Source organism: Myroides phaeus, from assembly GCF_900099675.1.
GTDB classification, from domain to species: Bacteria; Bacteroidota; Bacteroidia; order Flavobacteriales; family Flavobacteriaceae; genus Flavobacterium; species Flavobacterium phaeum.
On record NZ_FNDQ01000018.1, the window covers coordinates 1 to 13,158 of the forward strand.

The 13,158-nt window shown below is 32.5% G+C and carries 6 protein-coding genes; 5 read left to right on the forward strand and 1 reads right to left on the reverse strand.

Annotated features, from left to right (window positions below; all coding sequences use genetic code 11):
- Positions 1-14 precede the first annotated feature (14 nt).
- From BLT46_RS09630 to lgt, 5 genes are all read left to right on the forward strand, one after another.
- Positions 15-5,819 (forward strand): MBG domain-containing protein, encoded by a 5,805-nt coding sequence (locus BLT46_RS09630; protein ID WP_090409661.1) that lies wholly within the window; start codon positions 15-17, stop codon positions 5,817-5,819.
- 290 nt (positions 5,820-6,109) lie between these two features.
- On the forward strand, positions 6,110-6,781 hold the full coding sequence (gene folE / locus BLT46_RS09635) for a GTP cyclohydrolase I FolE (RefSeq protein ID WP_090409664.1): 672 nt from the start codon (positions 6,110-6,112) through the stop codon (positions 6,779-6,781).
- Between the two features lie 24 nt (positions 6,782-6,805).
- Complete coding sequence (gene cysS, locus BLT46_RS09640; protein WP_090409666.1) at positions 6,806-8,284, forward strand: cysteine--tRNA ligase; 1,479 nt, start codon at positions 6,806-6,808, stop codon at positions 8,282-8,284.
- A gap of 67 nt (positions 8,285-8,351) precedes the next feature.
- Complete coding sequence (gene yidD / locus BLT46_RS09645) at positions 8,352-8,576, forward strand: membrane protein insertion efficiency factor YidD (RefSeq protein ID WP_090409668.1); 225 nt, start codon at positions 8,352-8,354, stop codon at positions 8,574-8,576.
- 66 nt (positions 8,577-8,642) lie between these two features.
- Positions 8,643-9,572, forward strand: a complete 930-nt coding sequence (gene lgt / locus BLT46_RS09650) for a prolipoprotein diacylglyceryl transferase (protein ID WP_090409670.1) — start codon at positions 8,643-8,645, stop codon at positions 9,570-9,572.
- 574 nt (positions 9,573-10,146) lie between these two features.
- On the opposite strand, the gene secDF is transcribed toward lgt, so the two are convergent.
- Positions 10,147-13,134 (reverse strand): protein translocase subunit SecDF, encoded by a 2,988-nt coding sequence (gene secDF, locus BLT46_RS09655; RefSeq protein ID WP_090409672.1) that lies wholly within the window; start codon positions 13,132-13,134, stop codon positions 10,147-10,149.
- Positions 13,135-13,158 lie beyond the last annotated feature (24 nt).

Genomic DNA, 13,158 nt, shown 5'->3' on the forward strand with positions numbered 1-13,158 from the left:
GCTCACTCCAAATTATGTGCATAAAAAAATCCAGAGAGAAAATCCCTCTGGATGTATTGTTTAAAAACTTGTCAATCTATTTTAGGACTAGTCATGGTGAACCTAAATCTATTTCTATTGATACAGTTAATCTTCCTCCAGGTGCTTTTGTAACCTACCTGGGAAATGACCAAACTGAAATCGGTAATCATATAGTAAAAGCCATTATTAACGGAGGTAACAATCATCTCAGTCAAATAATTTCTGCTACAATGTCTATTAAATTTAAAGAAGGAAGTGCTCCTTCTTTAAAAGAAGTTGCTTTCGAAGATTTAGTAGTAAAATACAATGGAACTCCTTTTTCTCTATATGCTACAAATATTCCGGATAATATTACTGTAGATTACAATATTACAAATGTAACTGATATAGGTGTATACAATATCATAGCTACTTTTTACTTTGAAAATAAAATAATTGACACGAAAAAAGCAACTTTAACCATAACTAAAGGTGAAATAGATTACGTAACATTTGATAATACTTCTTTTGTTTATGATGGAACTCCTAAAATATTGGTTATAAATGGTGATTTACCAGAAGGTACTTCCGTTTCTTATTCTCGCAACGTTATCACAGAAGTTAGTAGTATATCAATAACTGCTTATATCAACGGTGGAATAAACTATAAAAATAAAGAACTGAGAGCTAAATTAACTATTACAAAAGCAGAACTGCCTGATTTCAAATTTGACTCTGCATCTTACGTTTTTGATGGTACATCAAAATCAATAGTTATAGAAGGTGATTTACCCAACTACATAAGTGTATCATATAAAAACAACAAACACACAAATGCTGGAAATCATACGGCTATAGCAAATATAAATGGAGGCAGAAACTATTTTGATAAAGAATTGAAAGCTACGTTACAAATAACTAAAGCAGATATATCTATAGTCAATTTTAACGATGCCTCTTTTGTCTATGATGGAAAACCTAAATCGTTAAAAATAAATGATATTTTACCTGAAGGGACTTCAGTAATTTATTCATATAATAACCAAATTAATGTTGGTACTTACCAAGTTTCTGCACTTTGCTACGGTAACAACAACTACAACCTATTTGAAGTCAAAGCTATATTGACAATTACTAAAGCTGAACTTTCTAATTTGACGTTTAACAGTGCTTCATTTGTTTATGACGGAAAACCTAAATCATTAGTTTTGAATAATAAATTACCAAAAGGAACAACGGTAGAATATTTAAACAATAAGCAAACGGCACCTGGTACCTACGAGGTTATAGCTAAGATTGATGGAGGTAAAAACTATAATAGTACAGAATTAAAAGCTACATTAACAATCAATAAAGCTGAACTTCCCAATTTAACGTTTGACAATGCTTCCTTTACTTATGATGGAACTCCTAAATCACTGGTAATTAATGACAATCTACCTGATGGAGTTACTATTAATTACTCAAATAATAAACATATAGACGCTGGTGATTATGAAGTTATAGCCCATATTAATGGTGGAGATAAGTACAACAACACAGAACTTAAAGCTATGCTAACTATCAATAAAACGAAACTACCTATTATCAAATTAAATGCAGCATCTTTCGTTTATGACGGAACACCTAAAGCACTTATAATTAATGACATTTTACCAGAAGGAGTCACTGTTTCTTATTCAAATAATATGCAAATCAATGTTGGTGAATATAAGGTTATAGCTCATATTAATGGAGGTAAAAATTACGAGAATACTGAACTGACAGCTATGTTAACAATTGAGAAAGCTGAACTGAGTTTAACGTATGACAATGCAACTTTTGTTTATGATGGCACACATAAAACATTGATAATTAACGACATGTTACCAGAAGGTATTAAAGTTACTTATTCTAACAACAAACATATCAACTCAGGTAACTATGAAGCTATAGCTATAGTTAATGGTGGAATTAATTACAACAATATTGAACTCAAAGCACACTTAGTTATCACTAAAGCAGAACTTTCTAATTTGACATTTGACAATGCTACTTTTGTTTATGACAGATTACCTAAATCGCTAACTTTAAAAGGTAATCTACTTGATGATATTATAGTTACTTATTCGAATAACAAACAAACTAACACTGGTGTTTACCAAGTTACAGCTATGATTAATGGAGGTAGAAATTACAACAGTAAGGAACTAAATGCCATCTTAACTATCATTAAAGCAGAACTACCTCAAGTAGTATTTAATAGTGCTTCTTATACTTATGATGGAACCCAAAAATCATTAATACTAAAAGGTAATATTCCTGAGGAAACAACGGTTAAATATATCAATAACAGACATACCGATGTTGGTGTTTATGAAGCTTCAGCTATAATTAATGGTGGTAAGAATTACTATGATAGTGAACTTAAATCCCTATTAGTTATCACTAAAAATAAACTTCCTAAGCTTACGTTTAACGATGCTTCTTATATTTATGACGGTACTCCGAAATCGCTAATACTAAAAGAGAACCTTCCTGAAGGGACTATTGTTACTTATGCAAATAACAAACATACTAATGCTGGGGTTTATGAGATTACAGCTATAATTAATGGTGGTAAAAATTACAACGATACGCAATTGAAAGCTAATCTAACAATCAATAAAGCAGAACTTCCTAAGCTTACATTTGACAATGCAGCTTATACATACGATGGAACTCCGAAATCGCTAATACTAACGGGAAATATTCCTGAAGGGGTTACTGTTACTTATTCAAATAACAAGTATACTGACGCTGGTATTTATGAGGTTACAGCTCTAATCAATGGAGGGAAGAATTACAACAACTCGCAATTGAAAGCTAACCTAACAATCACTAAAGCCGGACTTCCTAAGCTTACATTTGACAATGCAACTTATGCATACGATGGAACTCCGAAATCGTTAATACTAACAGGAAATATTCCTGAAGGGGTTACTGTTACTTATTCAAATAACAAGTATACTGATGTTGGTGTTTATGAGGTTACAGCTACAATTAATGGAGGGAAGAATTACAATTACTCACAATTGAAAGCTACTCTGACAATCACTAAAGCAGATATTGCGTGTTTAATCTTTAATGACGCAACATTTATCTATGATGGTACTCCTAAATCAGCTTTTATCCAAGGCGAACTACCAAATGGAATAGAAGTTAAATACATTAATAACAACCAAACTAACGCAGGGGACTATGAAATAATAGCATCTATAAATGGAGGGAATAACTTTAATAACCTTCAATTAAAAGCAACATTATCTATTACTAAAGCGCAATTATCAACTATAAACTTCGAAGATTCTTCATTTGTTTATAATAGTGAACCTAAATCATTATTTATAAATAGTATTTTACCAAAAGGAGTTACTGTAACTTACACTAACAACTCACAAATTAATGCTGGAACTTATGTAATTACAGCTCAAATTGATGGTGGTAAAAACTACATCAATAAGAAACTGAAAGCTATGCTAACTATTACTAAAGCAACTTTGTCAAATGTAGTCTTATCAGATGCATTATTTACTTATGATGGTATACCAAAGTCTTTAATTATTACAGGCAATGTTCCAAAAGACGCTACGGTTATATATTCCAACAATACACAAACAAACGTAGGTTCTTACATCGTGACTGCTTACCTTATTGGTGGCAACAACTATATTGATTTAAAACTAAAAGGTAAGCTAATAATTGCCAAAGCAGAATTACCTAATATAATACTTGAAAATGGTACACATACATATGACGGTACTACTAAATCATTGGCTATAAAAGGTTATTTACCTGAAGGGACAACAGTTACTTATACTAATAATTCACACGCTAACGCTGGTAGTTATGAGGTTACCGCTCAAATAAACGGTGGTAAAAATTATTCTAATAAAGAATTGAAAGCTACGCTGAAAATCAACAAAACAGAATTACCTAATATAATACTTGAAAATAGTACACATACATATGACGGTACTACTAAATCATTGGCTATAAAAGGCTATTTACCTGAAGGGACAACAGTTACTTATACTAATAATTCACACGCTAACGCTGGTAGTTATGAGGTTACAGCTCAAATAAACGGTGGTAAAAATTATTCTAATAAAGAATTGAAAGCTACGCTGACCATTACAAAAGGAGATATTGCTTGTCTAATTTTTAATGATGTAACATATACTTATGATGGTACACCTAAGTCAGCAGTTATCAATGGGAATTTACCTGATGGAATACGTGTTGACTATAGCAATAATAAACAAACTGAAGTTGGTAGCTATGAAATAATAGCAACTGTAAATGGAGGTCTTAACTTTAATAGTTATAAGTTAAAAGCTAAATTATCTATCATAAAAGCAACATTACCAACGATAGAGTTTGAAGATGCTACCTTTGTTTATGACGGCACACCAAAGTCGCTAATAATCAAAGGTAAACTTCCAAATGGCGCTACAGTTACTTACACTAATAATGCGCAAGTAAACGCAGGTAACTATGTCATTACTGCCTACATTGATGGAGGTAAAAACTACAATAATGCTGAACTAAAAGCAGTTCTAACTATTACAGAAAAACAAGCTACTGTTCCATCTATAAAAGATGTTGTTTTTGAAGATAAAACAGTTACATATAATGGAAATACTCACTCTCTTAAAGTACTTAACTTACCCAAAGATGTGATAGTAAGCTTTGATAAGAATGAGTTTATTGAAGTTGGAAAATATACAATTACAGCTTCTTTCTACTTTGAAAACAAATTAATTGGAACAAAACAAGCTACTTTAACTATCACAGAAAAACAAGCTAATGTTCCATCTATAAAAGATGTTGTTTTTGAAGACAAAACAGTTACATATAATGGAAATACTCACTCTCTTAAAGTACTTAACTTACCCAAAGATGTGAGAGTAAGCTTTGATAATAATGAATTTGTTGAAGTTGGAACTTACACCATTACTGCCTCATTCTACTATGAAAATAAGTTAATTGGAACAAAAAAGGGTACTTTAACTATAGTTCGCGCAAATGAAAAAGCAGAACTTATACAAGTAACGATTAATGGACAAACGTTTGAGAATATTAAACAAAAAACAACCTACTTCTTATCTTGTGGAGAGAATGAAGTAACAATTTCAATAGATAAAATCAGCGAGTTCGCATCAATAGATACAGATCGTACTATTGAAATGACGTTAACAAAAATGGAGTCAAAACTACTAACAATCACAGTTAACTCTGAAAGTAAACAAACCTCAAATAAATATGTATTTGAACTCATTAAAACAATCGATTTTAATCAAGTCACCACCCATAATATGAATAATATAATCGCTGTAAACAAAGATATTACACAAAATGGCGGTTACAATTTCATCAAGTACGAGTGGTTTAAAAACAATGAGTTAGTAAGTGAAAAAGATCATTATGTTGTAGGAGCACAATACAATAGCCAATCTGACAAAGATGCAATGTACTACGTTAAGTTATTTACTGATCAAGGACAAACAATTTATACTTGCTTAGCCCCTATTCACGTAAAGAATACTAACAAAATACTATTACACCCAAATCCAGTAAAAGAAAATAAAAAAATCACGTTTACTTTTGACTCTGACCTTGATCAATATTATGGAGCTACTTTAGAAGTCTATACTGTAAACGGACGTTTAATTCATCTTCAAAAACTGACTGATAGAATAACAGAAGTACAATTGCCTTTAACAATACAAGCGGGCTATTACATCGCTGTTATCAAAAAAGCTTCAAAACAAGTAACTATGCATTTTGTAGTAGAATAAAATTTACAAAGACCACACAGCTATTGCTATTCAAGCCAGATTCGTCCCAAGACTACATCTGGCTTGTTTTTTATCCTTGAAATCATCTAATTATCAGGTATTCGCCTTTATTTATTGCAAATTGGAAAAACCAAACATCTCTTTTCAATCCCTTTTATTCTCCAACTGGCATATTATTGCCTAAACCTATACATACATTAAGATTATTTATAAATAAGGGACTGCCTTTATCAGCAATAATTATTTATATTTGTAGCGATTAAAAACAATATGTATTAAAAATAAACATAATGAGCCAAGACGAAAAGTTTCACGATGATATGGGAGACAATCATATTGCTTCGAGTGATGCTACACCATTAAGAAGTGATGCGTTTGACCGTACAGATGACGAAAAAATAGAATCAATTAAGAAAGATGTAGAAAATATTTTAAATACGTTAGGTTTAGATTTAACAGACGATAGCTTAAAAGGGACACCTAATAGAGTTGCTAAAATGTTTGTAAAAGAAATCTTCGGAGGATTAAACCCTGAAAGAAAACCTAAGTCTTCTACATTTGACAATAAATATAAATACAACGAGATGTTAGTTGAAAAAAACATTGTTGTATATTCTACTTGTGAACACCATTTATTACCTATCGTAGGTCGTGCACACGTTGCATATATATCTAATGGTACTGTAGTAGGTCTTTCTAAAATGAACCGTATTGTTGAGTTTTATTCAAAAAGACCACAAGTTCAAGAGCGTTTGACTATTCAAATCGTGAACGAATTAAAACGTGTTCTTAACACTGAAGATGTTGCTTGTATCATCGACGCAAAACACTTATGCGTTAACTCAAGAGGAATCAAAGACATCGAAAGTAGTACTGTTACTGCTGAGTTTGGTGGACGTTTCAAGGAAGAAAGCGTGCGCAAAGAATTTATTGAATTCATTAAATTAGAAACTAAATTCTAATCACACTAAAGATATTTTTTTATTATGCCTTTATATCAAGAACAACAGTTAAGAGTTTATAATACTCTGTCGGGAGAAAAAGAAGTTTTTACACCTATCTTAGATGGGAAAGTGGGTATGTATGTTTGTGGACCAACAGTTTACAACTACGTTCACCTTGGAAACTGTAGAACTTTTATCTCTTTTGACTTGATATATCGCTATTTAAAACACTTAGGGTATTCTGTACGCTATGTACGTAATATCACTGACGTGGGTCATATTGTTGACGATGTGGATGAAGGAGAAGATAAAATTGCTAAAAGAGCTCGTATTGAGCAAATTGAACCAATGGAAATCGTACAGAAATATACGATTAACTTCCACAACATCTTGAAACAGTTTAACAACTTACCGCCAAGCATTGAGCCAACGGCAACAGGACATATCATTGACCAAATAGAGATTATACAAGGGATAATTGACAACGGATTAGCTTATGAAGTTAATGGTTCTGTTTACTTTGATGTTGAAAAATACAACCAAAGTAATGACTACGGTATTTTAAGTGGACGTAAAATTGAAGATATGTTATCTAACACAAGAGAGTTAGATGGGCAATCTGATAAACGTAACCCTCTTGACTTTGCACTGTGGAAAAATGCAGAACCACAACATATTATGCGTTGGCCTTCTCCTTGGGGAGATGGTTTCCCTGGATGGCATCTTGAGTGTACAGCAATGAGCACTAAATATTTAGGTAAACACTTTGATATTCACGGAGGTGGAATGGACTTGAAATTCCCTCACCACGAATGTGAAATTGCACAAAATCAAGCGTGTACAGGTAATACACCTGTTAACTATTGGATGCACGCAAATATGCTTACTCTAAATGGTAAAAAGATGTCTAAATCAACAGGTAATAACATTTTACCAGATGAATTATTCTCTGGAGAAAACAACATATTAAGTAAAGCAATTGCTCCTTCTGTAGCGCGTTTCTTTATTTTACAAGCTCATTACAGAAGTATTTTAGATTTCTCTGACGAGGCTATTATGGCTTCTGAAAAAGGATTCCAACGTTTAATGGAGGCTATCAAGGCGTTAAAAGACTTGAAAACTTCAAACAATACTTCTATTGATCTTGCTAAGTGGACACAGAACTGCTACGACGCAATGAATGACGATTTTAATAGTCCTATTTTAATTGCTCACTTATTTGAAGCAGTTAAAATGATAAACTTAATCAAAGAAGGAAAAGAAACAATTACAAAAGAAGATTTAGAGATATTAACTCAAACAATGCACGCTTTTGTTTTTGATGTGTTAGGATTAGAAAACTCTGAAGAGTCGGCTAATAATAACGATAAATTAGAAGGTGTTGTTAATATGTTAATCTCAATGAGAAATGAAGCAAGAGCTAACAAAGACTTCGCTATGTCTGACCATATTCGAGATGAATTAGCTCGTTTAGGTATTCAATTAAAAGATGGAAAAGAAGGTACATCATTCACTTTCTAACCTATAATTTACTAAAAAGCTATAAGACTTCTTATAGCTTTTTTCATTCTAATAACAGTCTTATGTTATGTTAAAGAAAATTCTAATATTCCCATTTGTAGTCTTAGTGCGCTTTTATCAATTAGCAATCTCTCCCCTATTTCCACCGGCGTGCAGATATAGCCCAACTTGCTCTCAATACACGTTAGAAGCATTAAAAAAACACGGCTTATTTAAAGGTGGATGGTTAGCAATAAAGCGAATTATTAGCTGTGGACCTTGGGGTGGCAAAGGATACGACCCAGTGCCTTAATTACTATTTTGTTGCGTTATCTAAGATAATTTATTTACATTTACTTTTTAACACTACTATTTACCCATGATACACACCTTAAATATGGTATGGAATCCTTCTGAAGGATTTGACTTAGGATTTATAAAACTTCGCTATTATAGCTTAATGTTTGTCTTTGCATTTGGACTTGGTTGGTTTTTAATGAAAAAGATCTACGATCGAGAAAACTTAAGTGTAGAAAAACTTGACAAACTTTTTATTTATACAGTATTAGCAACATTAATTGGTGCGCGTTTAGGACACGTATTTTTCTATGATTGGGACTATTATAAAGATCACTTATTTGAAATCATATCGCCTGTACGTTTTACTCCTAAATTTGAAATAGTTGGTTTTAGTGGACTTGCAAGTCATGGTGCAGCTATTGCTATTATTGCTACAATGTACTATTACAGCAAAAAGGTTATTCAAAAACCAGTACTCTGGATTTTAGATAGAATAGTTGTTCCTGTGAGTATTGGTGGTGTATTTGTTCGTTTCGGAAATTTCTTTAACTCTGAGATTATCGGAAATCATACAGCAAGTTCAATGGGAATACGTTTTATTAGAGATGAGTATACCCCAAGACAAGCAATGCAAATTACGGGTCTTCAAGATTACAATCAAGCTTACCAAGCTATACAATTCGACCCTCAATTTGCGGAATACCTTGCAGCTGTGACTCCTAAACATCCTACTCAATTATATGAGGCATTTGGATATATTATTGTATTCATCATCGTTTACTTTTTATATTGGAAAACTGATGCGCGTAAAAAACTTGGTTATTTGTTTGGTATTTTCTTAGTACTACTATGGACAGTTCGCTTTGTAGTGGAATTTATGAAAGAAAGTCAAGGTGGCTTTGAAGAATCATTAGGAATCTTCTCAACAGGACAATGGTTGAGTATTCCTTTTATAATTATAGGGCTTTATTTCTGGTTTACAGCTAAAAAAAGACCATATACTACATAAGTAAATAATGAGAATATATAAAAAAATCCGGTAGAGAATATCTTACCGGATTTTTTTATATCTATACCACTTTTTATGCATTACACAAAACCAAACATTACTAGCTATCAACTAAAAATTTAATAAAAATATCCTCTTTAATCCACACCTCATTTGATTTCAACTTGATATTTTAAACAGGAAATGGTCTTGTGTGATTATTCATATTTCACTTACAAACAAGATGTATAAGATTCAATAACTATAGTATATGTAAGTAGAAAATATAAAAACTCCAATTATATATAATAAACTTATATTTCCACTAACGGATCATCACTATCTTAAATTTATGTACACAGAAGATTGCATAAACTAAAGCTAACCAATTTCTTTTAATGACATTATCCTTGATGGAAAATACACTAATATAACAGAGAAGACAATTCAAACAGCGTATATCTGACTCACTAACGAGATTTTAAAACTCACTATCTCAGCTTACCTAATAATAATCTATACAAATTGAACACAAAAAAAAGCTGTTCTAAATGAATAGAACAGCTTTTATATAATGCATTTACTCGTTGTTGAATTAAGCTTCAGCAGCTAATTCTTCTTGAGCTTCTTTATGACGTCTTTCGATTTCCTCTTTATCTTTTCTCGGCATAGTATCAACTAATACTGGAGTAGCTAAGAATAATGAAGAGTAAGTACCTACGATAATACCGATTAACATAGCAAAGATAAATCCTCTGATTGAATCACCACCAAAGATGAACATAATCAATAATACAAGGATTAAAGTCAATGATGTATTAATTGTTCTTGATAACGTAGTGTTTACAGAATCGTTAACGATTTTATTGAAATCACCTTTAGTTTTACCACCGATGTACTCACGAACACGGTCAAATACAATTACCGTATCATTCATTGAATATCCGATAACAGTTAAGATCGCAGCAATAAAATGCTGATCAATCTCCATATGCCATGGCATAAATTTATAAGTTAAAGAGTAAACTCCTAATACAAATACAACATCATGGGCAACTGAAACAATAGCTCCTAAAGAATATTGCCATTTACGGAAAGAGATAATTAAGTAAACGAAGATAGCAGCCATAGAACCTAATACAGCCCAATAAGCATTCTGCTTAACATCTTTTGCCATACTTGGACCTACTTTAGACGCTTGGATAACTCCTAACGTTTTACCTTCTGTAGCGTTTACAAACTCTTCATAAGTAATATCATTAGAGTAGTAAGATTTCAATCCTGCATATAACTTTTCGTTTACCTCTTGGTCAACTGCAGCACCTTCTTCTTCTACTTTATATTTAGTAGTAATTTTTAATTGCTCTTTATTACCAAATACTTTTGCTTCAACGTTTACACCAAATTCGTCACCTAACTTAGAACTAACTTCATTAGCAACAACAGGTTTATCAAATTTAACTTGGAAAGTTCTACCACCGACAAAGTCAGTACCTTGGTCAAATCCATTTGTAAAGAAAGAAACGAAAGAAACAATTACGATGATTGCAGACAATCCGTAAGTAGCTTTCTTCATTTTCAAGAAATCAAAATGGAAATTTGTAAACCAGTTTTTAGTTATAGCTGTTGAGAATGCTAAACTTCGACCAGCTTTCACATCTCTATCCATAAAGATACGAGCGATAAAAATAGAAGTAAATAAAGAAGTAGCAATACCGATTAATAAAGTAGTTGCAAATCCTTTGATAGGTCCTGAACCAAAAGCAAATAAAATAACCCCAGTTAAAATGTGAGTAACGTTAGCATCTACGATAGGACGCATTGCACCTTGCCAGCTATAAGCTTCTTTAATCGTATCAGCTAAGTTCATACCCTTACGTAAACACTCTTTAGCTCTTTCCGAGATAATAATGTTCGCATCCACTGCAGTCCCCATTGTTAATACGATACCAGCAATACCAGGTAAAGTTAATACAGCACCTAAACTTGCTAAGATTCCGAATAAGAATAACAAGTTAGCTAATAAAGCAACGTTTGCATACCATCCAGCTCTACCGTAGTAGAATGCCATCCAAGCACCAACGATAATTAAACCTGCAACAGCAGATAACATACCAGCGTCAATAGCTTGTTGACCTAATGATGGTCCTACGATTTCTGACTGAACAATATCTGCACCAGCTGGTAATTTACCTGCACGTAAGATATTCGCTAAGTCTTTTGCATCAGAAACTGTAAAGTCTCCCGAAATAGAAGATCTACCTCCTGTAATTGGTCCGTTAGTAACTCCGGGAGCAGAATAAACGATATTATCTAATACAATAGCAATATTTGAATGCTCTGTATAAGCTTTAGTAGTTAACTCTTCCCAGATTTTAGCTCCTTTAGGACTCATAGTCATTCCAACAACTGGACGGCTAAATTGGTCAAACTCATCTTGAGCACCAGTAATAACACTACCACTTAATGGTGGAACACCATCTCTGTTTGTTTTTAATGCGTATAACTCTACTACGTCTGGAGCTTTTCTACTTGGTTTACCCCATACGAAACGAGCATATTTTTGATCACCTGGTAATAAATTACGAACGTCAGCTCTGTGTAAATAAGAATTTACTTTTACTGTATCTTTCGTATTGAAATATCCTAAAATTGGACTTCCTTCATGACCACCGGCTACAAATAAATCTAATAATGGATTAAATTCTTTGTTAGCAGCGTTACCCATTGAATCTTTAGCAACACCACCTAATAAAGCTTCAACATCAGAATCAGCTTTTGCCACTTCTTTAGCATCCGTTTTATCTTCAACTTTCTTCTCAGTAGATTTTAAATGTTCGTTTGCAGTAACAATAAAGTTTCCTATTTCTTCCACTTTGTATGTTTCCCAGAACTCTAACTGAGCAGTACTTTGTAATAAATTTTTAATACGGTCAACATCTTTAGCACCTGGCAATTCTACTAAAATACGACCAGTATCTCCTAACATTTGAATATTAGGTTGTGTTACACCAAATTTGTCGATACGCTCTCTGAAAACGCGGTAAGCACTTTCAATTGATTCTTTCACTTTCTTATCTAAAATAGTCTTCACTTGACTATCTGACATACCAACAGTGATTTCACTTAAGTTTCTATTTGCGAAAATATCAGCAGAAGCTAATTTTACAGATCCTTGAGAAGCTTTGTCAAATGCAGTATAAAACGCATCTAAATAGCTTTGATTCCCTTGTCTCATTGCCTCAGCATCAGCCAATGCTTTATTGAAAACAGCATTTTTTGAATTGTTCGCTAAACCTTTAAGGATATCTTTAATTGAAATTTGTAAGGTAACATTGATCCCTCCTTCTAAGTCTAAACCTTTATTGATTTGCTTAGCTCTCACGTCATTAAATGTTTGCCCTAAAAAAACCGTTTGGTTACCAATAGAATCCAAGTACTGTAATTCTTTTGTAGAATCACCCCCTGCAAAAGCTTTCGCTTTCTTCTCATAGTGGTTGGTAACAAAGGTGAATGAAAGTTGGTAAATACTTACCAATGCAAAGATAATTGCAAAAAATTTAACGAGTCCTTTGTTTTGCATTATTACTAAAAATTAATTATTTAT

What these genes read in the sequence shown, in the direction of transcription:
- BLT46_RS09630 (WP_090409661.1), top strand. Translation starts at nt 15, where the DNA reads ATGTGCATAAAAAAATCCAGAGAGAAAATCCCTCTGGATGTATTGTTT.
- folE (WP_090409664.1), top strand. Translation starts at nt 6,110, where the DNA reads ATGAGCCAAGACGAAAAGTTTCACGATGATATGGGAGACAATCATATT.
- cysS (WP_090409666.1), top strand. Translation starts at nt 6,806, where the DNA reads ATGCCTTTATATCAAGAACAACAGTTAAGAGTTTATAATACTCTGTCG.
- yidD (WP_090409668.1), top strand. Translation starts at nt 8,352, where the DNA reads ATGTTAAAGAAAATTCTAATATTCCCATTTGTAGTCTTAGTGCGCTTT.
- lgt (WP_090409670.1), top strand. Translation starts at nt 8,643, where the DNA reads ATGATACACACCTTAAATATGGTATGGAATCCTTCTGAAGGATTTGAC.
- secDF (WP_090409672.1), bottom strand. Translation starts at nt 13,134, where the DNA reads ATGCAAAACAAAGGACTCGTTAAATTTTTTGCAATTATCTTTGCATTG.